Source organism: Streptomyces sp. NPDC005408 (assembly GCF_040606445.1).
GTDB lineage: Bacteria > Actinomycetota > Actinomycetes > Streptomycetales > Streptomycetaceae > Streptomyces.
The window spans coordinates 37,124-62,169 of the sequence record NZ_JBEXEX010000024.1 but is presented as its reverse complement, the minus strand read 5'-3'; the positions used below and the strand labels follow the sequence as shown (position 1 = coordinate 62,169).

At 68.9% G+C, this 25,046-nt stretch carries 24 protein-coding genes; 10 read left to right on the top strand and 14 right to left on the bottom strand.

The window, feature by feature from the left end; genetic code table 11:
• Nucleotides 1–78: 78 nt before the first annotated feature.
• The gene (locus tag ABZS64_RS22595) at nucleotides 79–831 is read right to left on the bottom strand and encodes a GntR family transcriptional regulator (protein WP_355832403.1); all 753 of its coding nucleotides are present in this window, start codon (nucleotides 829–831) and stop codon (nucleotides 79–81) included.
• A 185-nt stretch (nucleotides 832–1,016) separates the two neighbouring features.
• Between ABZS64_RS22595 and ABZS64_RS22590 the strand changes: the two genes are divergently transcribed.
• Nucleotides 1,017–2,348 carry a glycoside hydrolase family 18 protein gene (locus ABZS64_RS22590; protein ID WP_355832528.1) on the top strand — a complete coding sequence of 444 codons (1,332 nt, stop codon included), beginning with the start codon at nucleotides 1,017–1,019 and terminating at the stop codon, nucleotides 2,346–2,348.
• 95 nt (nucleotides 2,349–2,443) lie between these two features.
• Here the strand turns inward: ABZS64_RS22590 and ABZS64_RS22585 are convergent, their stop codons facing one another.
• A complete protein-coding gene (locus ABZS64_RS22585) occupies nucleotides 2,444–4,018 on the bottom strand; it encodes a S8 family peptidase (protein ID WP_355832400.1) in 1,575 nt (524 codons plus the stop codon).
• A gap of 192 nt (nucleotides 4,019–4,210) precedes the next feature.
• On the opposite strand from ABZS64_RS22585, the gene ABZS64_RS22580 reads away from it, so the two are divergent.
• Complete coding sequence (locus ABZS64_RS22580) at nucleotides 4,211–5,314, top strand: pyridoxal-phosphate dependent enzyme (protein ID WP_355832397.1); 1,104 nt, start codon at nucleotides 4,211–4,213, stop codon at nucleotides 5,312–5,314.
• Here the strand turns inward: ABZS64_RS22580 and ABZS64_RS22575 are convergent.
• Complete coding sequence (locus ABZS64_RS22575; protein ID WP_355832395.1) at nucleotides 5,299–5,784, bottom strand: cupin domain-containing protein; 486 nt, start codon at nucleotides 5,782–5,784, stop codon at nucleotides 5,299–5,301. The genes ABZS64_RS22580 and ABZS64_RS22575 overlap by 16 nt on opposite strands.
• Before the next feature lie 109 nt (nucleotides 5,785–5,893).
• On the opposite strand from ABZS64_RS22575, the gene ABZS64_RS22570 reads away from it, so the two are divergent.
• Entirely contained in the window at nucleotides 5,894–6,568 is a 675-nt protein-coding gene (locus ABZS64_RS22570; RefSeq protein WP_355832392.1) for a hypothetical protein, read from the top strand.
• Nucleotides 6,569–6,585: 17 nt separating this feature from the next.
• On the opposite strand, the gene ABZS64_RS22565 is transcribed toward ABZS64_RS22570, so the two are convergent.
• Complete coding sequence (locus ABZS64_RS22565; protein ID WP_355832390.1) at nucleotides 6,586–7,749, bottom strand: thiolase family protein; 1,164 nt, start codon at nucleotides 7,747–7,749, stop codon at nucleotides 6,586–6,588.
• 108 nt (nucleotides 7,750–7,857) lie between these two features.
• Nucleotides 7,858–8,817, bottom strand: coding sequence for a helix-turn-helix domain-containing protein (locus ABZS64_RS22560; RefSeq protein WP_355832387.1), 960 nt, complete (start codon nucleotides 8,815–8,817; stop codon nucleotides 7,858–7,860).
• A gap of 118 nt (nucleotides 8,818–8,935) precedes the next feature.
• Here ABZS64_RS22560 and ABZS64_RS22555 point away from each other — a divergent pair, with 118 nt between their 5' ends.
• From ABZS64_RS22555 to ABZS64_RS22530, 6 genes are all read left to right on the top strand, one after another.
• Nucleotides 8,936–9,232, top strand: a complete 297-nt coding sequence (locus ABZS64_RS22555; protein ID WP_355832384.1) for an antibiotic biosynthesis monooxygenase — start codon at nucleotides 8,936–8,938, stop codon at nucleotides 9,230–9,232.
• Between the two features lie 116 nt (nucleotides 9,233–9,348).
• The gene (locus tag ABZS64_RS22550; protein WP_355832381.1) at nucleotides 9,349–9,675 is read left to right on the top strand and encodes a DUF4326 domain-containing protein; all 327 of its coding nucleotides are present in this window, start codon (nucleotides 9,349–9,351) and stop codon (nucleotides 9,673–9,675) included.
• A gap of 84 nt (nucleotides 9,676–9,759) precedes the next feature.
• Nucleotides 9,760–10,209 (top strand): SRPBCC family protein, encoded by a 450-nt coding sequence (locus ABZS64_RS22545; RefSeq protein WP_355832378.1) that lies wholly within the window; start codon nucleotides 9,760–9,762, stop codon nucleotides 10,207–10,209.
• Nucleotides 10,210–10,482: 273 nt separating this feature from the next.
• On the top strand, nucleotides 10,483–10,863 hold the full coding sequence (locus ABZS64_RS22540; RefSeq protein WP_355832375.1) for a CPCC family cysteine-rich protein: 381 nt from the start codon (nucleotides 10,483–10,485) through the stop codon (nucleotides 10,861–10,863).
• Nucleotides 10,860–11,372, top strand: a complete 513-nt coding sequence (locus ABZS64_RS22535; protein ID WP_355832374.1) for a HEAT repeat domain-containing protein — start codon at nucleotides 10,860–10,862, stop codon at nucleotides 11,370–11,372. The genes ABZS64_RS22540 and ABZS64_RS22535 overlap by 4 nt, the downstream gene beginning before the upstream one ends.
• A gap of 141 nt (nucleotides 11,373–11,513) precedes the next feature.
• Nucleotides 11,514–11,945, top strand: a complete 432-nt coding sequence (locus ABZS64_RS22530; RefSeq protein WP_355832525.1) for a DUF6000 family protein — start codon at nucleotides 11,514–11,516, stop codon at nucleotides 11,943–11,945.
• Between the two features lie 66 nt (nucleotides 11,946–12,011).
• Here the strand turns inward: ABZS64_RS22530 and ABZS64_RS22525 are convergent, their stop codons facing one another.
• The 7 genes from ABZS64_RS22525 to ABZS64_RS22495 all read right to left on the bottom strand — a co-directional run bounded on the left by ABZS64_RS22525 (nucleotide 12,012) and on the right by ABZS64_RS22495 (nucleotide 21,272).
• Entirely contained in the window at nucleotides 12,012–12,743 is a 732-nt protein-coding gene (locus ABZS64_RS22525) for a 2OG-Fe dioxygenase family protein (protein ID WP_355832371.1), read from the bottom strand.
• A 2-nt stretch (nucleotides 12,744–12,745) separates the two neighbouring features.
• Nucleotides 12,746–12,925 carry a lysine biosynthesis protein LysW gene (locus tag ABZS64_RS22520; protein ID WP_355832369.1) on the bottom strand — a complete coding sequence of 60 codons (180 nt, stop codon included), beginning with the start codon at nucleotides 12,923–12,925 and terminating at the stop codon, nucleotides 12,746–12,748.
• Between the two features lie 312 nt (nucleotides 12,926–13,237).
• The gene (locus ABZS64_RS22515; protein WP_355832366.1) at nucleotides 13,238–13,447 is read right to left on the bottom strand and encodes a hypothetical protein; all 210 of its coding nucleotides are present in this window, start codon (nucleotides 13,445–13,447) and stop codon (nucleotides 13,238–13,240) included.
• On the bottom strand, nucleotides 13,444–16,416 hold the full coding sequence (locus ABZS64_RS22510; protein ID WP_355832363.1) for a BTAD domain-containing putative transcriptional regulator: 2,973 nt from the start codon (nucleotides 16,414–16,416) through the stop codon (nucleotides 13,444–13,446). Before ABZS64_RS22510 ends, ABZS64_RS22515 begins: the two co-directional genes overlap by 4 nt.
• A gap of 153 nt (nucleotides 16,417–16,569) precedes the next feature.
• Nucleotides 16,570–17,328: an SDR family oxidoreductase gene (locus tag ABZS64_RS22505; protein ID WP_355832357.1), complete on the bottom strand. Its 759-nt coding sequence runs from the start codon at nucleotides 17,326–17,328 to the stop codon at nucleotides 16,570–16,572.
• 458 nt (nucleotides 17,329–17,786) lie between these two features.
• Nucleotides 17,787–19,739 carry an FAD/NAD(P)-binding protein gene (locus tag ABZS64_RS22500; protein ID WP_355832354.1) on the bottom strand — a complete coding sequence of 651 codons (1,953 nt, stop codon included), beginning with the start codon at nucleotides 19,737–19,739 and terminating at the stop codon, nucleotides 17,787–17,789.
• A gap of 399 nt (nucleotides 19,740–20,138) precedes the next feature.
• Nucleotides 20,139–21,272: a fatty acid desaturase family protein gene (locus ABZS64_RS22495; RefSeq protein WP_355832352.1), complete on the bottom strand. Its 1,134-nt coding sequence runs from the start codon at nucleotides 21,270–21,272 to the stop codon at nucleotides 20,139–20,141.
• Nucleotides 21,273–21,532: 260 nt separating this feature from the next.
• On the opposite strand from ABZS64_RS22495, the gene ABZS64_RS22490 reads away from it, so the two are divergent.
• The gene (locus ABZS64_RS22490; protein WP_355832349.1) at nucleotides 21,533–22,723 is read left to right on the top strand and encodes an ATP-grasp domain-containing protein; all 1,191 of its coding nucleotides are present in this window, start codon (nucleotides 21,533–21,535) and stop codon (nucleotides 22,721–22,723) included.
• Nucleotides 22,724–22,798: 75 nt separating this feature from the next.
• On the opposite strand, the gene ABZS64_RS22485 is transcribed toward ABZS64_RS22490, so the two are convergent.
• A complete protein-coding gene (locus ABZS64_RS22485; RefSeq protein WP_355832346.1) occupies nucleotides 22,799–24,106 on the bottom strand; it encodes a GTP-binding protein in 1,308 nt (435 codons plus the stop codon).
• On the bottom strand, nucleotides 24,107–25,045 hold the full coding sequence (gene cysD, locus ABZS64_RS22480) for a sulfate adenylyltransferase subunit CysD (RefSeq protein WP_355832343.1): 939 nt from the start codon (nucleotides 25,043–25,045) through the stop codon (nucleotides 24,107–24,109).
• Nucleotide 25,046 lies beyond the last annotated feature (1 nt).

Here is a 25,046-nt window from a genome sequence, read left to right as displayed (position 1 = left end):
CGATTGCCCCTGCGTTACGGGAGGCGGGGCACTGTTAACTCGTGATCACGGGAGCCGGACGTGCTGTCCGCCTACCGGTCACTTCACCGGCAGGTGGTATGCGATCCGGTAGCGGTCCGCCGGGACCACGACGTCCGCCGTCTCGACCGCCCGTCCCGATGCGTAGTACGTCCGCTCGACCACCATCACCACATGGCCGGGTACACCGCCGAGCGCCAGGAGCTCCTCCGCAAGCCCCGGCCGGGCGCCGACCTCCTCCGCCACGTTGTCGACGACGACGTCGATGGCCGCCATGCGCTCGACGACTCCGCAGCCGCCGAGCGGACCCTCCTCGGGCAGCATCACCGGTGTGCGGCCGGTGACTTCGAGCGGCTCCCACGAGGTGGAGAGCATCACCGCCTCGCCCGCGTCGCGGAACACATAGCGCGTACGCATCACCCGGTCACCGAGCGGGATGCCGAGGCGGACGGCGATCTCCGGGCTTGCGCCCTCCTGTTCGCTGCTGGACTCCCAGGTGCCCCGGGTCCCCTCCTCGGCCTGTTCCTGACGAAAGGGATTGGCTCCGGACGGCGGGCGGTAGCCCGAGCGGGAGACCCGGCGCGGGACGGGGCGCTCGCGGACATAGGTGCCTGAGCCCGAGCGGCCCTCGACCAGACCTTCCGCCATCAGGACCTTGCGTGCCTCCAGGGCGACGGTGTCCGAGACTCCGTACTCCTCGCGGATGCGGGCCTGCGAGGGAAGCCGGGTGTGCGGCGGCAGCGAGCCGTTGACGATCTTCTGGCGAAGGTCGCTCGCAACGCGCAGATAGGCGGGCTGCTCACCGAATGTCACTGGCCACTCCCAACAGGTTGACAGACAGCAACAGCGTGGCAACCGACAGTTGATGACCGCAAGCATGGGCCAAAGTTTCACTCGAAGTGATGACTTGCCTTTACGCAGGCGCTTACCGCGGGTATGGCCGTCAATTCCCGCACTCACCCTTGACCGCAATGGTCCAGACCAATACGTTCCTGGCCATGCGTCGAAACTGCCGAAGATCCCTTGCCAGGGCGGCTGTTGCCGCCTGCTCCCTCTCCCTCCTCGCCGCGCTCGCGCCCAGCGCCTCGGCGCAGGGAAGCCACCACGAGTCGTACAAGCGCGTCGGCTACTTCACCCAATGGGGCGTCTACGGCCGGGACTTCCAGGTCAAGGACATGGACACCAGCGGCCAGGCCGCCAAGCTCACCCACATCAACTACGCCTTCGGAAATGTGAGTTCCGACGGCAAGTGCTTCACCGGCAGCATCCCCGGCGAGGCGGACGCCTGGGCCGACTACGCCCGTCCGCTCGACGCCGCCGACTCGGTGGACGGTGTCGCCGACACGGCCGAGCAACCGCTCGCCGGCAACTTCAACCAGCTGCGCGAGCTCAAGGCCAAGCACCCCGGCCTCAAGGTCCTGATCTCCCTGGGCGGCTGGAGCTGGTCCACCCACTTCTCGGACGCGGCCCGTACCGCGGCCTCCCGCAAGGCGTTCGTCTCCTCCTGCGTCGACCTGTACATCAAGGGGAATCTGCCCGTCGACGGAGCACGCGGCGGAGCCGGCGCCGCGGCCGGGCTCTTCGACGGCGTCGACCTCGACTGGGAGTGGCCCGGCTCGGCGGGCGACACGGACACGGTGTTCCGGCCGGAGGACAAGCAGAACTTCACGGCGCTCGTGCACGAATTCCGTACGCAGCTCGACGCGTACGCGAAATCGCAGCACGGCAAGCGCAAGCACTACGAGCTGTCCGCCTTCGTACCGACCGCCCCCGCCAAGATCGACGCCGGTTTCGAGGTCCGCAGGATCATGTGCGACCTGGACTTCGTGAACCTCCAGGGTTACGACTTCCATGTCTCGGGCGAGAAGTCGACCGCCCAGCAGTCCGCCCTGCACGCACGCGGCGACTTCAGCGTCGACCAGACCGTCCGCGAGTGGCTGCGCCGCGGCGCACCCGCCCGCAAACTGGTGATGGGCATGCCCTTCTACGGCCAGGGCTGGACCGGCGTGACCGGCGGCGGCGACGGCCTGAACCAGCCGGCGACGGCGCCCGCGCCTGCGACCTGGGCAGCGGGTTACGAGGACTACAAGGCGCTCAAGAAGCTCGCCGACTCGGGGACGTACACGCTCCACCGGGACCGGCGGAACGGCCACGCGTGGCTCTTCGACGGCACCACGCTGTGGACGTACGACGATCCTCAGGTGCTGCGCACCAAGACCTCGTACATCCGTGAACGGGGCCTCGGCGGCGCCATGTTCTGGTCCCTGGACGGGGACACGGCGGACGGCGAGCTGATGAGCGCGGTCGACGGCGGACTCTCGCGCCGCTAGCGGTTCCGGCGCACCATGCGGCGGGCCGCGCAACGGACCCCCGCAGCAGAGAGGGGCGGTCGCCGTCGCGACCGCCCCTCCCGCTCAGGCAGGGCCTAGAACTGAAGCGCCCAGGAGTCGATCTTGCCGACATCCACCGCCGCGTTGTCGCTCACCCGCAGCTTCCAGGTGCCGTTCGCGACCTCGGACGACGCGTTCACCGTGTACGTCGTGATCACGTTGTCCGCGCTGCCGCCCGACCCGTACGCCTTCAGGTTGTAGACCGAACCGTCCGGCGCGACCAGGTCGATGCGCAGGTCGCCGATGTACGTGTGCTTGATGTCCACCGGCACGCTCAGGCTCGCCGGCGCGTTACCGGTGACGCCGCTGACCGTGATCGGCGACTCCACCGTGGAGTTGTCGTTGATCGCGTAGTCCGCGGTGTTCTCGAACTTCGGTCCCGGAGGCTGCGTCGAGCCGGTGCCGACGTTCAGCAGGCGGTTCGGGGAGCCCGTGCCCGGATTGCCCACCACGCCGCTCGACGCGGCCGAGGCCAGCGCCGAGGAGACCTGCGCCGGGGTCGCCGTCTTGTTCGCCGCGAGGTACAGCGCGGCCGCGCCGGTGACGTGCGGGGTCGCCATCGACGTGCCGGAGATCGTGTTCGTCGCCGTGTCGCTGGTGTTCCAGGCCGACGTGATCGACGAGCCCGGAGCGAAGATGTCCAGGATGCTGCCGTAGTTGGAGAAGCTGGAGCGCGCGTCCGTGCTGGTCGTCGAACCGACCGTGATGGCCTCGGCCACTCGCGCGGGCGAGTAGTTGGAGGCGTTGGCGCCGTCGTTGCCCGCGGCGACCGCGTAGGTGACGCCGGAGGCGATGGAGTTGCGTACCGCCGTGTCGAGCGCGGTGTCCACCCCGCCGCCGAGGCTCATGTTGGCGACGGCCGGCTTGACGGCGTGCTGGGTCACCCAGTCGATGCCCGCGACGACCTGCTCGGTCGTGCCCGAGCCCGAGTTGTCGAGCACACGGACGCCGACGATCTTGGCCTTCTTGGCCACGCCGTAGGACGAACCGGCGACGTTCGCGGCGACGTGCGTGCCGTGGCCGTTGCCGTCCTGCGCCGTGTTGTCGTTGTCGATGGCGTCATAGCCGTACGACGCCCGGCCGCCGAAGTCGGTGTGGGTGATGCGTACACCGGTGTCGATGATGTACGCGGTCACCCCCTCGCCCGCGGTGTCCGGGTAGGTGTAGCTCTGGTTCAGGGGGAGGGCCTTCTGGTCGATCCGGTCCAGGCCCCAGGACGGCGGGTTCGGCTGTGTGCCGGTCGCCTTGAAGACACGGTTCTGGACGACGGACTCGACCGCCGGGTCCGCGGCGAACTTCTTCGCCTGTGCCTCCGAGAGCTGGACGGAGTACCCGTTGAGCGCCGCGTTGTACGTCTTCTTGATCTTCGCGCCGTACTCCGCCGCGAGCGCCTTGCCCGCCGTGGAGCCCGCGTCGGGCGCCGAATCGTCGAGGGTGACGATATAGCTGCCCGCGATGGCTCCGGGCACGCCCGCGTTCTCGATCACGCCTACCGGAGCCGACTCGGCCGCGGTGGCCGTGAGGGCGGAAGCCGCACCCAGCGAGAGCGCGGCGGCGGCTATGACGCCGCCCGCCGCAAATCTTCGACGCGAATTACGCATCACAGACATGTGAGGGGTCCTCCTCATTGGTGGTGCGCTGCTGTGGGGGAAATCGACAGGCGCATGACAATGAATGGCAACTGAATCTCCCCTGCCGTTGTCTCGCCTGCCGAGCGAAAGATTGGCCGATCCATAGGAATCACACAAGAGTCCGGGACGGTGCGTAACAGATGTGCCACACAACTGCCATGCTGGCGACCCATGAGCTCGTACAACTGCCCCGAGTGCGGCACCCGCTCCCCCGTCGAATCGGCCAACTGGCGCTGCCCGAACTGCCGCAGCCCCTGGGACCTCGACTTCTCGGCGTCGGCGATCAGGCTCACGTCCCTTTCCGGCAGGACCAATTCACTGTGGCGTTACGAGGAGGCGCTGCCTCTTGCCGCGCCTGCCGTCTCGCTCGGCGAGGGCCGCACCCCGCTCGTCGCGCTCACCGAAACCGTCTCCGCCAAGCTCGACTTCCTGATGCCGACGCTCTCGTTCAAGGACCGCGGCGCGGTGATGCTGGCGGAGCTGGCCCGCCGACTCGCGCCCCGCCGGGTCATCGCCGACAGCAGCGGCAACGCGGGCACGGCGATCGCCGCGTACTGCGCACGCGCCGGTCTGGACTGCACGGTGTACGTCCCCGAGGACACCTCCGCCAAGAAGGTGGAGCAGATCCGGGCACACGGAGCGCACCTCGAACTCGTCCCCGGCGACCGCGAGTCCACCGCGCAGGCTGCCCGCGCGGCAGCGGACGAGCCGGGCACCTTCTATGCGAGCCACGTCTACAACCCGTACTTCCTGCACGGCACGAAGACGTACGTCTACGAACTGTGGGAGGACCTCGGCGGCACCCTGCCCGACGCGATCGTCGTCCCCGTCGGCAACGGCACGCTGCTGCTGGGCGCCGCCCTCGCCGTTGGCGAACTCCACGCGAACGGCCTGATCTCCGAACGCCCCGCACTGATCGCGGTCCAGGCCGAGGCCGTCTCCCCACTGGCCGCCGCCTTCCACGCCGGAGCCGATGCGTTGCCCGACGAGCCCGCGCCGCTCGCGCCGACGCTCGCCGAGGGCATCGCGATCCCCCGTCCGCCACGGGCCCGGCAGATCCTGCGCGCCGTCCGCGCTTCGGGCGGCACCTTCCTCACGGTGACGGAGGATCAGATCCGGGCCGCACAGCTGGACCTCGCTGCCCGCGGACTGTTCGTCGAGTCCACGGGCGTCGCGTGCTGGGCGGCCGCTGGGGCCTGGAGCGAGGGAACGGCTGTCGTCCCGCTCTGCGGCGCGGGCCTGAAGACGGGCCTCGCGCCTCAGTCGGTCCAGTAGGTGTCGTGCTTGATGAAGAACTCGGCCTGCTGCTCGGGCGACCACTCGGTCGCGACCTCGGCCACCTTCTCGAAGTACTCCTCGCGCGGAGCGCCCGGCGTGAAGAGCAGCAGCATCGAGGCGAGGGCGTCCGAGTCGTTGCGGAAGGCGTGCAGTCCGCCCTGGGGCACGTAGAGGAAGTCGCCCGCTGTGGCGTCGATCCAGCTCTCGCCGTTGTAGAGCCGTACCGTCCCCTCGATGATGAAGAACGACTCCGAGATCGACTTGTGGAAGTGCGTCTTCGGGCCGCCCGCCTTGGGGGCCATGTCCATCCGGTAGAGCCCGAACTCCCCGCCCGTGGAGGCGGAGGTGGCCAGATAGTGCGTACCGCTGCCGGTGCGCGACCGCAGGTTCGGTTCCGTGTCCGCGGGCCGGAACTCAGCGCTGATCTCGCCCTTGCCCTCGATGTACTTCGGGTCGGGGTACGACATGTCCCTCTCCTCTTCCTCGCGCCCCCGGCCGGGGACCGGATCAGCTTAGGGAGGTGTCGCCGCAGAAGAAGAGGAGGCGCCTCCACCGCTTCCAGGGCCATGAGGTTGGATGACGGGCGTGACCGTCATCGATGTCGCCCGGCAACTGCCCGCCGTCCCCGCCCTGCGCGACCTGTGCCGCTCGATCGCCATGCTGGAGGCGATCCTGAGCCCCGAGTGGGAGCACCGGCTCTACTCCTTCGACGCACACTGGTCCTCGTCGGAGGAGATGGCCTCGATGCGGACCGGCTCGGGCGACGAGTACGCGATCGTCTTCTCGCCAGTCGGCGCGTTCGTCCGGGGCTTTGCACACGAGTCCCCGATGAGCCCGTACGCCTCCGACGGCCCGTGGCCCGGTGTACTCGACGAAGTCCCCGAGGTCTTCCGCCCCTGCGTCCAGGAACCTGCCTTCACGGACGAGGACGGTATGCCCGTCGCGACGGCCTGCCTGTGGCGCGAGCCCGCCGACGACGGCTGGCGGACGGGGACGATCGACTTCCCGGAGGACTACGAAGACGCGGACGGCGCCGGGGAGTTGTTCGCGATACTGACGGCCGGGACCCCTACGGCGTACAAGGAGTTCGCCGAGGACTACTACGAGGTCCCGGTCGACCTGGCGGCCGTACGCCATGTGTACGCGCTCGAGCCGCTGACCCCCGACGTGGTCGCGGCGCTCAGTCCGCACCTCACGCTCGCCGAACTCGCCGAGGACATCGCCTCGATCGGCTACCCGCAGCAGCTCTGACTCGGACGAGCGCCGACTCAGAGGCGTTCGATGATGGTCGCGTTGGCCATTCCTCCGGCCTCGCACATCGTCTGCAGCCCGTACCGCCCGCCACGGTCCTCCAGGTTGTGCAGCAGCGTCGTCATGATGCGCGCCCCGCTGCCGCCGAGCGGATGTCCGATCGCGATCGCGCCGCCGCGCACATTCAGCCGGTCCGCCTCCACACCGGTCTCCCGCTGCCAGGCGAGCACCACCGAGGCGAAGGCCTCGTTCACCTCGAACAGATCGATGTCGTCGATGCTCAGCCCGGCCCTGGCCAGTACCTTCTCGGTCGCCGGCATGATCGCCGTCAGCATCAGCAGCGGATCGTCGCCCACCACCGCGAAGGAGTGGAAGCGGGCGCGCGGCCGCAGCCCCAGTCGATCCGCGACATCCGCGCCCATGATCAGCAGCGCCGCCGCGCCGTCGTTGACGGGTGAGCTGTTGCCCGCCGTGACCTGCCAGCCGATCTCGGGGAACCGCCGCTCCATGACCGGGTCGTAGTACGCCGGCTTGAGCCCGCCGAGCACCTCGGCCGAGGTTCCCGGCCGTACGGACTCGTCCCGCTGCCCGGTCCAGGCGACCTCCCGGTCGAACTCCCCGCGCTCCCACGCGCCCGAGGCCCTGCGGTGCGACTCCAGCGCGTAGGCGTCCAGTTCCTGGCGGGTGATCTTCCAGCGGGCCGCGATCAGTTCGGCGCTGATCCCCTGCCCGACCAGACCCCCCGGATACCGCTCGCCCAGCCTCGGCCCGAACGGGTCGCTGCCGGGCAGCACATTGGATCCCATCGGCACCCGGGACATCGACTCCACGCCGCAGGCGATCGCGATGTCGTACGCACCGCTGATCACGCCCTGCGCCGCGATGTGCGCGGCCTGCTGGGACGAGCCGCACTGCCGGTCCACGGTCATGCCCGGCACCGACTCGGGGAACCCGGCGGCCAGTACGGCGTTGCGGGTGATGTTGAGCGACTGGTCCCCGACCTGGGTGACGCAGCCGCCGATGACGTCGTCGACGCGTGCGGGATCGATCCCGGCCCGTTCGACGAGCGCCACGAGTGTGCGGGCCAGCAGGTCCACGGGGGGCTCGACGTGCAGCGCCCCTCCCGGCTTGCCCCGGCCCACCGGCGTACGAACCGCCTCGACGATCACCGCGTCCCGCATCACGACAGCCTCCCCAGCCGACTGGTTTGAAATTCAAACCCTCATGCAGCCAGCCTGCCGCGCGGGAGGGAGAGTTGTCAATTCAAACCAATGAGCTCGGAGTGGTCGTCAGCGGCCGCGCAGGGCACCCGCCGTACTGCCAGTGCGCTCGCGCAGCAGGATCCGCAGCGTGTTCGCGTGCTCGTAGCCGACCTTGCGGGCGATGGAGTCCAGGGACAGATCGGTCGTGCGCAGCAGGTGCGAGGCCTGCTCGACCCGCAGGTCCTGGACGAATCGCACGGGAGAGGTGCCGAGTACCCGGCGTACCGTCCGCTGAAGGGTGCGCTCGCTGACGCCCAGCGAACGCGCCGCGTCGACGACACTGACCGGCTCCTCCAGATGCAGCCTGGCCCAGCGCTCGAAGGCCGCCACGAGCGGATCGCTCTGGGCCAGCGCGCTGGGGATGGTGTACGCGGACTGCGAGGGCCGCTCGTCGACGACCAGGTAGCGCGCCACGAGATCGGCCAGGGCCGGGCTGCTCATCCGTACGATCGCGAGCGCCAGATCGACGTGCCCGAAGGCCGCGCCGGCCGTCGTCACCCCGTCCGACGTGGTGACCATCGTGGTCTCGTCGATCGTGACGGCGGGGTAGCGCTGACGGAAGAGCGGCGCCAGCCACCAGCTCGTCGTCGCCTTCCGTCCGTCGAGCACCCCCGACTCGGCCAGCAGGAAGGTTCCCGTACAGGCGGACGCGACGGGTGTGCCCCGCTCGCGGGTGCCGGCCACCAGCTCCCGTACCGCGGCCGTCGCGGGGCCGGAGACATGCCCGAGCAGCTCGTCCGGCCGCCGCTCGGCGAGCGCGGGCACCAGGAGGAGGTCGGCACGCTTGGCCTCGGCGGCGGGTTCGGTGGTGACGATGTGTCCCGCGCCGGTCCGCACACGGCGGCGGAAGCCGACGGTGGTGACCTGCCAGGCGGGCGGCGGCTGGGGGAGCTCACCCCGCATGGCGTTCGCGCCGTCGAGCACGTCGAGGATCGCCGAGAGTCCGGAGTCGAACACGCCGTCGTAGACCAGCACCGCAACATCCATGACGGAAACCGTATCCGACACGTCGTTTACGACACTGCCGACGGCATCGGTCACCGGCCTAGTTTGGGGGTGTCCCCGAAGACGAGGACACCGACGCCGACCTACGGAGTGACTCACGATGAACATCGGTCTGCTGGCTCGCATCGAGGCCAAGCCGGAGTACGCAGACAAGGTGGAGGCGCTGCTGCGCGGCGCACTCCAGCTCGCCCGCGAGGAGGAGCACACCGTCACCTGGTTCGCGTTCCGCGAGAGCGCCACGACCTTCGGTGTCTTCGACACCTTCGAGAACGAGGAGGGCCGGTCCGGTCATCTGCAGGGCCGGATCGCCGCCGCGCTGATGGAGGCGGCGGAGACGATGCTGAGTTCGGCCCCGGACATCCGCCCGGTGGATCTCCTGGCCGTCAAGCTTCCCTGAACCACGCGTACATGAGGTCACGCGGGCCGCGACCAGCGGCCCGCCCGACCCTGGTCCGCCCGGTACGCGCCTTCCTCGCGTTGCCGGGCGCGGCCCGAGACCGGAGGATCCAGCACATGGGCAGGACAACCGTCGTCAACCTCAAGGGCCACCGCGACGACCCGGAGTACGCGGACGTGGTCTATGTGGGCCGCGCGATGCACCGCGGCGGCTGGCACCTGGATGCCTCCCCGCTGGCCAGCCCCTTCCGCCCGGGCCCGGACGGCACCCGCGAAGAGGTCGTCGAGAAGTACCGCGCGTATCTCCTCGCCCGGCCCGAGCTCCTCGCCCGCCTCCCGTCCCTGCGCGGCCACCGCCTGGGCTGCTGGTGCGTCCCGGAACGCTGCCACGCGGAGGTCCTGGCGGAACTGGCGGACGGGACGGAGCCGGGCGACGGCCGCTGAGCCCGGTGCGGGCGCGGGTTCGCGTTCTGGTGTGGGGGTCACCCGGGTGGGATTATTTATGTAGAACCTCACCCAGGAGGCGAAATGTCCACCATTAAGGAGAGCGTAGACATCTCCCGCCGACCCGAGGATGTCTACTCCTACGTGACTGACCCCTCCCACCTCACCGAGTGGCAGGAGAGCGCCGTATCCGTACGGCCGCTCGGCGACGCTCCGATGGCTGTGGGGTCGAAGATGGTCGTGACCCGGCGCATCGGCCGCCGCGAGTTCCCGATGACCATGGAGGTGGTCGAGCTCGACCCTCCGCGCAGCTGGCACATGAAGGGCATCGACGGTCCCGTCAGGGGCGATGTCCACGGCACGATCGAGCCGCTCGGTGACGGCGACCGGTCACGGTTGACGCTCGACCTCGACTTCGAGTCCCACGGGATGGGCAAGTTGCTTGTTCCGCTGGTCGTGCGTCCGCACGCGCGGAAGGAGATGCCGAAGAACGAGCAGAAGCTCAAGGGCCTGCTCGAAAGCGGTGCTGCGTAGGGCCTCAGGGGCTTCCACGGACATGACGAAGGGGCGGACCCCAAGGACCCGCCCCTCCCCAGCACGTCACACGTTGAAGCGGAATGCCTGAAGCCAGATCCTGACCTGCGGCGGAGCCTCCTCCAGGGCTCTGACCTGGGATTTCCTCGTTGGCGTGCGTTGGCTCCCGACGGCCGTTTACGGGTGTCCTGCGGACTGGCTGCGGACTGGCCGGGGGTACCGGGGCAGAGAAATCCATGGCGCACCGGCCGGACCAGCAACGAGACTGCGCAGGTGAGCGACCGCTACCCCTGCCCCTGCTGCGGGCACCGCGTGCTCGACGCCATGCCCGGCTCCTACGAGATCTGCCCCGTCTGCTTCTGGGAGGACGACGGGGTCCAGTTCCGCTGGCCGACCATGGGCGGCGGCGCGAACAAGGTCTCCCTGATCGAGGCCCAGCGCAACTACCAGGACTTCGGCGCCTGCGACCAGCACGGCCGGCGGTACGTCCGCCCTCCGGCTGAGGACGAGCCGCTCGACCCCGCCTGGCGCCCCATCGACCTGACGCGCGACTCCCTCGAGGACTGGGCAGCCGAGGACCGCGCCCCGTGGCCCGACGACAGCTCGGTGCTCTGCTGGTGGCTCCCCACCTTCTGGCGCCAGGACCACCCATGACCACCCACATCGAGAGACTCATCCAGCAGCTCGATGACTCGACCGGCCCGTCGTACGACGCCCGAGCGGAACTGATCGGCATCGGCTCCGACGCCATCCCCGCCATCATCGACGGTCTTCCCTCCCTCGGCGGCTTCGGGCAGCTGACCGCCATCGAGGTCTTCGAAGAGGTGGCGGACCCGCGCTGCGGCCCCGCTCTGATCGCCCTCCTGGGCAGCGACGACCCCACCGTCCGGGAATGGGCGGCGATGGCCCTGGCGAGCCTGGAGATCGACGGCGCGGTCGAGCCCCTGCGCCGCGCCTATCGCGCCTGCCTGGAACGGGCGACACCACCGGACTGGAGCGAGCCCGACGGCATCCGCTGGGCCCTGACCGAACTCGGCGCCCGCACCCCTGTAGTCCCACCGTCACCGCGCGCCTACGCGCCACCACCGCGGACGACGCCCCCGGCTGGCCCTCGGCCCACTTCACCGAGATCATCAACGACCTGGCCGACCACGCCCAGGTGATCCTCTACTCCCAGTTCTGGCGGGTGGACGCCGACCGCACGTACGGCATCTCCGGCACCGCCCTGGACCGGGAACTCGACTGGACCGCACCCTGGGGCCCTCCTCGCGTACGAATGGCGCGCGCGCCTCACCGCCGCCTGACTGATCGGCATCGACCACCGCGAAGCGTTCCGCGAGCACATCGGTGAGCTACTCCGGCGGCGCCTACTGCTTCGCCCTGGCCCGCTTCGGCACGCACCCGAGCGAGCGGGGCGTGGGCGGGCACGGAGGCGGTACGCGGATGCCGAGATCCTCACCGCCTACCTCGACCGATACCTCCCCCGCACCGACCTCCACTACGACCAGCCCGACGCCCTCGGCGCCCTCCTCCACCTCGACGGCCGCCTCGGCACCCACAACGCCGACCGCTTCACCCGCCCCGCCGGCCTCTGGGACCAGTGGCTCGAGGGCATGGGACGCCTCTCGCCAACGGCTGGTCACGCCCGTAGGTCGAGGTACAGCCGCCGCGCGTCTCGACACCCCGGCACAGGGACCACAGCAAAAGCCCCTGGCGCGCTGAGTGTTCTCGGTTGACACCCAGCTACCAGGAGCTTTGCTGTCTTTTCATCTCAACCCCGCTGCCCCGCAGGCAGGTTGGGATCACAGCGAGGTGAAGGCCATGATCAGGACGTCGCGGTACCCCGGCTCCCCGTCATCCTCGGGGCGCACCGCCGTGACCGCGTGAAGGGTGCGGCGGTCTTCACCGAGCAGGATGTCGCCGGGCTCGGAGAGCGTCGTGGTGACGAGGAGTTCGCCGTCTTCCGTGTAGACGGTGCTCTCCCCACCGGTCACGTTGCTGCGACCGATCATCAGCGACGTGATGAAGGTGACGCCGTCCTTGTGCCGGCCCTCCGGAGTCGGCTCACCGGCCTGATCCTTCGTAGCGACGGTGCGGATGGGGGTCACCTTGATGTTCCACTTCTTGGTGCCGTCGACTCCGCTGAAGATCTCGGCCAGGCTCATCAGCACTCTGCGCAGGACGGGTCCGCTCACGAACGTCTCGGTGAGCGGTTCGTAGAACCGGTCCACGCCGCCGTGCAGCTTGTTGACGTCTGCCTCCTGGCGGTACGGACCGTGCGGAAGCTCAGTGAGGTCGCCGGACTCCATGTCGAGCTCGAACTGGCCGTACCTGCGGTAGCGGTAGGTACCGCCGTCGGCCATGTAGGGGTCGCGCTGGAGAACCTCCCAGTTCTCGGAGAAACGTGCCCAGTCGTCACGCGAGATGCCCGTCAGCGACGAGAAGTCGTTGTGCCGAACAAGGTGGGCACCGGATTCGGACAAGTCCTTCGTCGCGGCAAGCGCGACGTCGCCGGCCGACTCTACAGTGATCATCGTTACTCTCCCCAGTCCTCTTCGACCTCGGGCGCGAGCGCGAGCACCACGGGGCTCAGCGCTATGATCTCCAGCTCGATGCGACAGCCCGCGCACTCCAGAATCTCGTTGAGTCGCACCGAATCGCCGATCTGCACCGACTCCTCGCACTCCGGGCAGGCGTGCACAATGGCCGTGGTCATGAGATGTGCTCCTTCCGATCGGTCAGCCTTGGTCTCCGCAGCAGCAGAGGCGGCTGGATTTTTTGTAACGACCGGAGATATCCACCGGTACACAGATCACTTTTCTGACGGGAGGGCATCGGAATGCCCTTCAAGTGACCCACCTGGTTGACGCACCGTCTTGGGTCCGAACCTAGCCCGGCCATTCAAGGCTTTCGTCCGCATCGCAACTACGCTGAGCGTGCAGATCACTGACCGGCTCACGTGTCGGGTAATCATGCCGACTATTCCGGTTGGCACGGTCATGGCTGGAGCGCGAAGGCGCGCAGCGTTTCAGTCGTTGCCATGATTGTCGCGAGGCTCGGCGACGATCCCGGCCGGCGCCTCGGCGGACGGGGCGGGCTGCTGGACCGTCGCCGACGCCTGGGTTGCGTACGAGGCGGTGAAGCAGCCCGCCGGCGCACTGAGAACGAGTACCGAGGCGGCGCACAGAGCGATACGGCGTATGAGCTGACCCCTTCGTAGAAGCCGATCAGGGCTCACCGTGCGGTCTCCGGCACGTTCATGAGAGAGAACAGGTCATCCGCAGCTGAGCGGTGCTTTCGGGCCAGCTCCAGCTGCCCCCAGGTCTCGGCGGTGCGGGCGAGGCCCCACAGCGCGCACGCCTCGTCGTAGCGCAACTCCATGCGGCAGGCGAGCTCGTGGGCCAGCAGCTGCTGGGCGCGCGCGAGCTCCAGCTCCCCCTGCGCGTACCGGACCCGCCCCACCGTGAGGTGAACGCCGGCCCGGTGGATGTCGCCGGTGCCCCTGGCGGCCTTCATGAGGGCCTGGTCGGCGCTGTGCGCCGCCTCCTTCAGCTCCCCCATGCGTGTCAGCACGTCGGCCCGGCGGGCGAGGACGAGGGGCAGCACCGACGGCATGCTGATCCGCTCGCACCGTTCCAGCGCCGCGTCGGCCCGGGCGAGCGCCTCCTCCAGGCGGCCCAGACCCTCCATCGCCTGGGAGAGGTTGCTCAGCGCGTCCACGGACAGCTGGACCTCCTGGATCGAGTCGAAGACGGACAGCGCCTGCTCCGCCGACTCCGCCGCCTCGTCGAAGCGCCCCAGGCGCACCTGGATCAGGCTCAGCATGCTGAGCGACGAGCCGCCGAGCCGGGTGAGACCGAGCTCCTTGGCGCGCCGGTTGACCTCCTGGTTCAGCTGCAGCGCGCGTTCCAGCTCCCCCATGCTGTTGTACGCCTGTCCCAGCCGCGCCTGGCACGCGGCCTCGCTGTGCTCGTCGGCCATCTGCCGGGACAGCTCCACGGCCTCCTCCAGCCGGGCGATCGCGTCGCTCAACTGCCCGAGGCGCCACTTGCCCATGGCGAGATTCGTCAGGTTCAGCCGGGTCAGGGACAGGTCCCCGAGTCGTCTCGCCGCGCTCAACCCCTTCTCCAGGGCGGCGTTCGCGCTGGCGTCGTAGGCGCGGACGCTGGAGTGGAAGCCCAGTTCGCGCGGCAGCCGTGCCGCGTGCCACAGCAGGCCCTCGTCGTACGCGGCGTCCACCGCCGCGAGCATGCCGTCGCGGTGCTGGTCGAGCCAGTGGAGCGCCTTGTCCTTGTGGTCGAACTCCGTGTGCGCGCCGCCCGCTTCGTCGCCCTCACCCATGCTGCGCCGACCGGGGAACAGCGTGTCGCCCGCGCGCTCCGCCATGTGCACGTAGTGGTCGAGCAGCCGGCGCAGCGCCCGTCCGGTCTCCCACGTCCGCTCGCCCCGAGCGACCCGGTGGACGAAGCTGCGCACCAGGTCGTGCAGGGCGTACACCCCCGACTCCCTGGCCTCCAGCAGCCTGACGTCGACGAGTTCCTCCAGCACGCCCTCGGCCGTCAGGGCGTCCGTGTCCAGGAGTGCCGCGGCCTCCTCGGTGTCCAGGTAGCGTCCGGGGTGGTGTCCCAGCAGCAGGAAGGCGGTGCGCTGGTCGTCGGGCATGGACTGGTACGACAGCAGCAGCGCGCCGGCGACTCCCCTGCCCTCGCTGGTGAGTTCGTCCAGACGCCGGTTGTGGTCCCGCAGCTTCTCGGCGAGCCGCCGTATGGTCCAGTGCGGGCGGTTCGCCAGCCGGGCCGCGGCGATCCTGACCGCCAGCGGCAGTCCTCCGCACAGGTGCAGCAGCTCGCGGGCCGCGTCCGGCTCGTTCCGGACCCGTTCGCTGCCCAGCGTCCTCAGCAGGATCTGGTGGCTGTCGGACTCCGACAGAGCGCCCACGGAGAGCCACTCGGCTCCGTCGAGCCCGGTCAGCCGCGGTCGGCTGGTGATCAGGACCAGGCTGTCGGACGAGGCGGGGATCAGCCCGCGTACCTGCTCGGACGCGGCGGCGTTGTCCAGGAGCAGCAGCATGCGGCGTCCCCGGATGTACGACTGCCACCGTGCGGCGCGTCCCGCCGGCACCGTCGAGATCTCGTCGCTGGGAACGCCGGCGGCGGCGAGCAGGTCCCCCTGGGCGTCGAACGCGCTGAGCGGTGTCTTGCCCGGGGTGAAGCCGTGCAGGTCGATGAAGAGGCTGCCGTCCGGATACTGCTCGGCCAGTCGATGGGCGGCGCGCACGGCCAGCGCCGTCTTGCCGCTGCCTCCCATGCCGTCGAGGGCGAGGACCGTCGGCACCCGGGGCAGGGCGCGTCCGGCCGCGTCGCGGACCCACTGCAGCTCGGCGTCGCGGCCCGAGAAGTCCCGTACGTCGAAGGGGAGGGCGTACGGCACCTCGGGCGGTTCGGCCGGGGCGGGGGAAGGCGGGCGTGCCGGGTGGTGGATGAGCGACCGGTCCTGGCGCAGGATGCGTTCATGCAGCTCGGTGAGCTCGACCCCCGGATCGATGCCGAGCTCGTCGGCGAGGTGTTTGCGGGCGCGGGCGAACTCCGCGAGTGCGGCGGCCTGGTGGCCCGAGCGGTAGAGGGCGAGCATCAGCCGCCTGCGCAGCGTCTCGCGCAGCGGGTGCTCCTCGACGAGGGCCCGCAGCTCGCCCGTGACCTCGGCGGCCGCACCCGCGGCGATGCACAGGTCGTAGAGCTGTTCGGCCGCGGTGAGGCGCTGCTCCTCCAGGGCCGCCGAGGCGGCGTCGATCACCCGGCCGCCGTCACCGGAGAGCACCGGTCCCCGCCACAGGGCCAGAGCCTCGCGGAACCGTGCGGCGGCCCGCTCCGGTTCCCCGGCCTCCAGCGCTGCCCTGGCCTGGCCCAGCAGCTGCTGGTGGCGCAGCAGGTCGAGCTGGTCGGTGTCGACGTCCGCGCGGTATCCGGGCCCGTCGGTGACGATGAAGTGCGGGCCGCACGGGATGCGGCTGCGCAGCTTGGCGACCACCTTGCGCACCTGGTGCTCGGCGCTGTCCGGGGGCTCCTCGTTCCAGCCGACCGCCACGAGGCGGGAGACGGGCACGACGCGCCCGGCCTCCAGCAGCAGGGTCACCAGGACGCGCCGCTGCAGCGCTCCGCTGACCGGCACGGGCTCACCGCCGCTGCGGACCTCCAGAGATCCCAGCACGGCGAACTCCGGCCTGCGACCGGTGTCGTCTCGATTACGCCTCGACGTCGCAGCCTGCACCCTTTAGCCTCCCCCCGGACGGCATACCTGACCTCGAGAGAGTAGATCATCTCGTGCAGCGCATCACCAGGTGTCGCAGCGCGGACTTGTCAACTAGGACCGGACCGGGGGGCGCAGGCGCAGGCCGTGCATGCCGTTGTCCACGGCGAGCACGGTGCCCACCGTCGCGGTCGACAGGGGGCTGGCCAGGTAGGCGATCGCGCCCGCGATCTCGTCGGCCGTCACCAGGCGTCCGGTCGGCTGGAAGGCGTCGAGGGCGGCCCGGGCGGCCACGGGGTCGGGCGTGTCCTGGAGCGAGCGGCCGATCCACGGGGTGTCGGCGGAGCCGGGGGCGACGCAGTTGACCCGGATGCCCTCGCGGACGTGGTCAGCCGCCATGGCCAGGGTCAGTGCCTGGACCGCGCCCTTGCTCGCCGAGTAGAGCGCCCGCTGCTGCACTCCGGCCCAGGCCACGATCGAGCAGGTGTTGACGATCGCCGCGGCGGGCGAGCGCCGCAGGTGCGGCACGGCGTGCCGGGCGACCCTGACCATCCCGATCACGTTGACGTCCAGGACCCGCGCCCACTCCTCGTCGCTGTTCTCCGTCACGTCCCCGACCGCGCCGATGCCGGCGTTGTTCACCACGACGTCCAGCCTGCCGAATCGCTCGACCACAGCGTCCACAGCGGACTTGACCTGGGCGTCGTTGCTGACGTCGGCCTCGATACCCATGATGTCGTCCGGGAGCCCATCCGGCTTGAAATCGAGTACGGCAACCGAGGCTCCCCTGCTGTTCAGCAGTTTCGCAGTGGCCAGACCGATTCCCGACGCACCGCCGGTAACGATCGCGACCAGTCCCGTGAAGTCACTCACTAGTTCTCCCCTGTGCATTTCGAGGCATTTGGTGATGAGAGAAAAGGAACCAACGCAACGTCGGAAATTCGATCCAAGACTTCTCAAGTCCTAAACTTAGCCCGGACATTCACTCCTTTCATCCACGCCCTGATTACCTTGAATGCTCCAAACGCCAACCTGTGCACTCGCCGGATAATCATGCTGACCATTCCTGCCAGCATGCTCATGGTCGGAGCGCGACAGCGCGCAGCTTCTCGTAGTACGGCAAGTGGTAGTCGCGGTAGGCCCTCAGTGACGGGTCCGCCGCGACGTAACTGTTCAGGGGTTTCAGCTGGTTGCGGGCAGCGTCCATGGCCGCCCGGCGAAGAGGTCGCGTAGGGCGGTGAGGGGGTTGATGCCGCACGATCTACTCCATCGGGGGCCGCTCGGCCATATCGGCTCGTCATGTCGGGCGCCGGCCCGTCAATCGAACCAACTCAATCAAGGTCACGAGAGCTGTGAGTGGTTACTTCGCGTCGACACAGTTCGTGGAGCGCAGCACGAGCGATCATGTCGTTCTGTCGGAAGAATTCATCATTACTCTGCGGGGACGGGAACCGGCCGGATGCCAGCACACTTCCCGAAAACAGGATTCCTGCCCCGAAGCGACTCTTGTGGGGGGTTCCATCAGCACGCTTTAGGCGATTCAAAGAATCGGTATCGATGAGACCCGCGGTATCGATAAGACCAGTGGGATACCGGTCGCCGCCGTCGGGGGCCGATTGGATCTCTTCCCTGATCTCATTGCGTTGGATGAGCTTGCACAGCAATGGGTCATTCACGCGAAGCATTGTCCGCTCTGGGAGCCGGGCCTCGATGAGGGATCGGGCTGTGATCGATACGTTTACGTTGCATGACCGCGCGTGGAAGAGCCCCTCGTGGGCGGTCACCGTCATCTCCGAACCAAGGAATCTGACGATACCGGCACGGGTCAGGGCAAGGAGCTCCTCCAGCCGCGGTCCAGGCGGTCCGCTGGTGAGAAATCGGCAGAGATCAAGGAACGCGGGCAGATCGTGCTCCCATGCGGCGGGAGAGAGTCTTTCTTCGTTGACGAGTTCGACCAGCCTGTAGAAGGCAGAGCTTAGACCGTGCAGCATCGCCAGGCTCGCGCTGTAACGAGGATCGCGCCCGCGTCGAACTCCTGTAGCGATATGATTGATCATCCAGTTCTGCAGGGTATCCAGGTCGGGGAAGTGGCGACCGGCCAGCGGATGGGCTGTTTCCTCCAGGTCGATCCGGTCCTCGTCGAACCGCACTGCCTGATCGACCAGCTCCTTGAGTTCCGGTCCATCCCAATCGAGGATATCGAGGCGGTGAATAAACTGACGAGTGTCGATGTCCAGGAGTTCTTGGTGCGATTCGGCAAGCTCGCGATAGCCCGCGTGGGTGACTTCGCGGGCAATCAACGGCCAGATGTCCATGGCGAAGTCCAGGGGGCGGTCGCCGAGGGCGGCCACGGCCGCGGCGTTGAGGTGGCCGAACGGTTCCGGGGGTGATCCGGTCAGGTTGTAGTGCATCTTCGACCAGTACGGTACGCCGCGCCGCGAGCCCACGAAGAGGACGGGTTCATTACCGGATGGCTTGTAATGCAGCTCGCCGGAGTCGTCACGATGGAATGTGCCGCCGCGTCCGGAGGTCAGCAGCACGGCGGTGTCAATGAAACACAATCCAAGCCCACGTACAATCACCGGTTCGCCGGCGGGTATCTGGTCAAAGCAATGATCGACGGTCGATCCCGATGGCAGATAATACAGGTCATGGGCGGCCGCGTATTCCGTCAGACGCACCTCTTCCGCATTCGGCGCGATATCGACGTTGCCTTGTGCGAACAGTACGATGTCGGCGTCCACCGGGGGAAGGTCGTCCGCCATGATGACGCGTTGCCCGCCAAGAGGAAGGTCGTGCACATCGACAGCCCGGCCTACGTGTGAATGGACCTGTACCTGGGGCATGCCGTTCTTCGCCGACTGCCAGAATACCCACGACAGATAGTCGCTCTGCGTCTGACGAGTAGTGAACCAGCTATCCTGCATCCTCCTTGCCTCGGCCGACGTGGAGGGAGCGAGCCGGAATCCCGGGGGCGACGACAGGCTGCCCGTGGCCAGCTTCTGGGCCCATTCGCTGAGCGTGGGACCGGAGACGATTGGGCCTTCGCATTCGACGGTCTCGTCGGTGAACATTGTGCATTCGTCGGTTGTGGTGTTCATCCATAGCAGCGGTGACTGCTGGGACCGCCAGATGCGACCGCCCCCTGGCGGATAAGGATCAATGACGTGGACGGCGATCGTCCGGTCCGGCGCACACTCGGCAGCGTTGGCGATGAGACGTTCGAGAAGTGAGGTGCCACGTGGGCCAGCACCAATGATTGCCACGGTCAGTGTCCTGGTCATATTCCGTTCCTACGCCTCGGTGAGGGTTGGGTCATGTCGCATGCGTTTGGCTGACGCGTCACGGTGCCGGCGCGAATGGTTCTGTCGCGAAGAGTGGCGATGAGTCGGCTCCTCACGGACGGGAGTTCTGAAAACCGAGGTCAAGGTCTCCGGCACCATGCGCGCACGATGACGGGCTCCGGATACATCTCCTCGGCGTGCAAGAGGTGTCACGGCCTGGGAAGCCTTGCTCGGCCCGTTCCAGGGGTGACCCGTGGCAGGCAGGTCTCATTCATGTGACCGGCGCACAGAAGGCGGTGCCGTACGGGATCTATGCCATCCACAGCGGCCGGGAGCCGGAGTTGACGGACGTCGACTCCGGCTCCCGGCCGCATCACCGACGAATTGGGGAAGGCAGCGTCAGCCCGGCACGCCGGTCAGCTGCGTGCCGGGCCGCTGTGCCGGAGCGGCGGGCGCGGAGTCGGCCGCGAGCATCATGAGCTGGGCGAAGGTCGGGTTCGACCCGGCGGGGTCGCCACCGGCCTGGCGCCACCGGCGGTACTTGGCGGCGTAACTGATGACGGTCTCCTTGCCCTTGCGCGAGCGGGGGGTGGTGAACGCGCCGGCCCACAGGCCGTCCCAGGCGGCGTACCCGGGGTCCTGGAGCATGACCCGGTGGGCCCGGCCCAGGTTCCAGTGGGGGATGCCGGTGTTCAGGTGGTGGACCAGGTGGTACCGGTCGTTGTGGCGGCTGATCAGGAACCGCTCCAGGAAGCGGCCGTGGCGGTTGCGGGTGAGCAGCACCGGCTGCTGCTCGCTCTCCGGCATCGGGTAGTGCTCGGCCAGTTCGGCGAGCCAGCCGATGGCCGCGTTGGTGGTGAACAGCGGGACGAACCAGAACAGGGCCAGCTCCGGCAGCCACCCGAACCAGGCGCAGATCCCGACGATGGCCGCCCACTGGGCGAGCACGACGACGCGCTCCACCCGGAGCGACACCGGTACGGAGACCGTGACCTGGGAGGCGTCGAAGAAGAGCCGTTCACGGGCCACGTACCGGATGTAGCTGAAGGCGCGCAGTCCGAGGGCCGAGAGCACGAGGTGCTTGTAGAAGAAGTACCGGTCGGAGCGCTCGGTGTCGTACAGACCGCACTCGATGTGGAAGCTGTAGTCGGGGTCGTTCTCGGCGTCACCCAGGTTGCGGTGGTGGTTGCCGACGTGCGAGCTGCGGTAGGGGCCGAGCAGGTGCCACACCAGGTATCCGGAGAGCACCGTGCCGCCGATGAGGTTCAGCGTCCGGTTCCGGGCGAGCACCTTGTGGGACGACTCGTGCAGGAAGTGGGCGAGGAAGCGCTGGGTCGAGCCGATGACGACCAGGGCCACCGGATAGAGCCAGTACGAGCCCGCGACGCAGAGAGCTACGGATCCGGCGATCAGTGCGTACTCGAAGAGAATTGCCAGCGGGCCGTGGTGGTTGTCGAGCCGGCAGAGCTCCCGGAGTTCCTTTCTGACTCCGGGAGCCAGTCGGTCGAAGGTCAGTTGCTCTATTGCGGACATGCCCGTCCTTCGGTCTGTACGCACTGTGCAATGCGTTCTTTCGGATGGAGGGAGGCGCCGGACGGCGCCGTCGGACGGACGCTATACGCGCAATGTCTCCGGGCACGTCTGCCGCAGGTTTATCCACGGGGGATCAAGGCATTTACCAGACCGCCGACGACTAGTCATCTCGCTTATTCGGTACGACCTCCGGCTGTGCCAGCATTGGCGCCCGCGTGTCATCAGACACCCCTTCTTGAAAGCCTCCGGAGGTCCGCGACATGAAATCCGTGCTCGTCCTTTCCTGGATAGCCATCGGCAACGTGCCCGCTGCGGTCGAGGAGCTCCGGTCCCGCGGTCTGCGACCGGTGCTGGTCTCGAACCTGCCGGACGACCCCAATGCCGGCCTCTGCGACGACCACCTCGTGTTCGACTGGAACGGCGAGGAGCTCTCGGCCCTCACGGCCCGGATCGACGAGCGCGGCATCGTGCCGATCGCCGTCGTCAGCATGATCGAGAAGCTGATCGAGTGGAACATCGCGCTCACCACGCACTACGGCCTTCCGGGCGGCGGCACCGGCCGCGCCGTGCTGGCGAGCAAGAACCTGGTCCGGGAGCACATGCGGGCCCTGGGCCTGTCCGGGATCAAGTTCACCGACGACCCGGCGACCGTGGACTTCTTCCCCGCCATCGTCAAGCCCGCGCGGGAGTCCTCGGCCTCGTACCTGGTCAAGCGGGTGGACGACCGGGCGGAGCTGCTCGCCCACCTGAAGCACCTGGAGGAGTCCGGGGCGGGCGGCGTGGAGCTGATCGCCGAGGAGTTCCTGCCGGGCACCGAGTTCTCCGTCGACGGGCCCGTGCTGAACGGCCGCTTCCACCCGCTCCTCGCGGTCGAGAAGCCCGACCACGACGACGTCAGGCACCATGACGCGGGCCTCGAGTTCCACCCGCCGCAGCAGGACCACGTGCGCGAAGGGGTGCGGGTCCTGTGCGAGGCGATCGACAAGCTGTGCGCCGACCGCGGCCTCGACCAGCTCTGGCTGCACTTCGAGGGCCGGAGCTCGGAGGACGGCAGGACCGAGCTCATCGAGATCAACGTCCGGGCCGGCGGCGGCGAGATCCCCCGGTCGATCCAGGAGCTGTACGGCATCGACGTGTTCGCGGTGATCGTCTCCATGGCGCTGGGCGAGTACGCGCCGCAGGAGCTGCCGGCGCTGCGCGAGCGGCCGTTCATCGGCTGGATGGACGTGGAGGCCGAGGAGATCGGCACGGTGGAGGTCGTCACGACCGAAGCCGAGCTGCTCGCCCTGCCCGGCGTCCTCCACGTGCGGCTGGCCGACGGATTCCGGGTCACCCGCCTGGACATGGAGAACTTCTTCCTCACCTTCTCGATGACCGGCGACTCCGTGGACCAGCTGCGCGAGCACGCGGCGCGGGTCCTCGACACCGTCGAGTACCGCGTCAGGCCGTGACCGGCTCCCCCGGGAACGCCTGAAGCCCGGTCCATCACCCGCGGGGTGTGGTGGACCGGGCTTCGTGCTTCCCGCTCAGCTCTCCGCCGCGACCATGCCCGCCGTCAGCGTGGCTCCGTCAGCCTCGTCGACCAGCAGGAACGAGCCGGTGCGCCGGTGGTCGGCGTAGTCGTCGAGCGGCAGCGGCGAGGCCGTGCGCAGCGTGACGCGGCCGATGTCGTTGGCCCGCAGGGCCCCCGGGCCCGGCAGCCGGCGCAGCGTCTCCAGATCGAGGACCGAGTCGAGCGAGCGGACCACGGCCTTGACGACGGCGGTGCCGTGGCGCAGCAGGACGCGGTCGCCGGCGCGCAGCGGCCGGTCGGCGATGTGGCAGACGGTCGCGGTCACCTCCTGGGTCACCCGGGGAGCCTGGTCGACGGCGGCGATGAGGTCGCCGCGCGCGACGTCCACGTCGTCGGCCAGGCGGATCGTCACCGACTCCTCGGCGCGGGCGACGTCGACGTCGCGCTCGCCGAGCCGGTCGATCCCGGCGATCGACGTCCGCCTGCCCGAGGGCAGCACGACCACGTCGTCGCCCGCGCGGAAGACCCCCGAGGTGATCTGGCCCGCGTAGCCGCGGTAGTCGCGGAACTCGGCGCTCTGCGGGCGCAGCACGTACTGCACCGGCAGTCGCGCCGGGGAGGCCGAGGCGTCGCGGTCGGCGTCGACCGTCTCCAGGTGTTCGAGCAGGGTCGGGCCGGTGTGCCAGTCCATCCGCCCGGACGGCTGCACGACGTTGTCCCCGCGCAGTGCACTGATCGGGATCGTCGTCATGGCGGCGATGCCGAGCGCCCGGGCGTACCCCGTGAACTCGTCCGCGATCCGGGCGAAGCGGTCCTCGGCGTAGCCGACGAGATCCATCTTGTTGACGGCCAGGACGACGTGCGGCACCTTCAGCAGTGCGGCGACGGCGGCGTGCCGGCGGGTCTGCTCGACCACGCCGTGGCGCGCGTCCACCAGCACGACGGCGACCTGCGCGGTCGACGCGCCGGTGACCATGTTCCGGGTGTACTGCACGTGTCCCGGCGTGTCGGCCAGGATGAAGCGGCGCCTGGGCGTCGCGAAGTAGCGGTAGGCGACGTCGATCGTGATGCCCTGCTCCCGTTCGGCGCGCAGTCCGTCGGTCAGCAGTGCGAGGTCCACGGTCTCCAGTCCGCGCTCGCGGGAGACCCGCTCGACGGCGTCGAGCTGGTCGGCGAAGACCTGTTTGGTGTCGTGCAGCAGTCGGCCGACGAGCGTCGACTTGCCGTCGTCGACCGAGCCTGCCGTGGCGAGCCGGAGCAGTGAGCCCGGCCGTGTGGCATCCGTGTTCCCGGCCGCGAGCGGCACCGTAGGCATGCTCATCTAGAAATACCCCTCGCGCTTGCGATCTTCCATGGCCGCCTCGGACAGTCTGTCGTCGGCTCGGGTCGCGCCGCGCTCGGTCAGCGTCGAGGCGGCGATCTCCGCGATGATCTCCTGCACCGTCACGGCGTCGGATTCGACGGCGCCGGTGCAGGACATGTCGCCGACGGTGCGGTAGCGCACCCGGCGGGTCCGGACCGTCTCGCCCTGCGCCGGGCCGCCCCAGGCGCCGGCGGTGAGCCACATGCCGCCGCGCCGGAAGACCTCGCGCTCGTGGGCGAAGTAGATCGAGGGCAGTTCGATCCGCTCGCGCTCGATGTACTGCCACACGTCCAGTTCGGTGAAGTTGCTCAGCGGGAAGACCCGCACGTGCTCGCCGGGGCTGTGCCGCCCGTTGTACAGCGACCACAGCTCCGGGCGCTGGCGCCGCGGGTCCCACTGCCCGAACTCGTCGCGCAGCGAGAAGACGCGTTCCTTGGCCCGGGCCTTCTCCTCGTCGCGCCGTCCGCCGCCGAAGAGGGCGTCGAAGCGGTGCGTGGTCACGGCGTCGAGCAGCGGCACGGTCTGCAGCGGATTGCGGGTGCCGTCCGGGCGTTCGCGCAGCCGCCCGTCGTCGATGTAGTCCTGGACCCGTGCCACGTCCAGCCGGACGCCGGCCCGGGCGGCGGCGCGGTCGCGGAACTCCAGCACCTCGGGGAAGTTGTGCCCGGTGTCCACGTGCAGCAGGCCGAAGGGCACCTTCGCGGGCCAGAAGGCCTTGGCCGCGATGTGCAGCATGACGATCGAGTCCTTGCCCCCGGAGAAGAGCAGTACCGGTAGCTCGAACTGGGCCGCGGCCTCGCGGAAGATGTGCACCGCCTCGGCTTCGAGGGCGTCGAGGTGGTCCGGCGGCGCCGGGCGCGGCGGGCGCAGCGTGCCGGCGGTGTCGACAACAGTCATG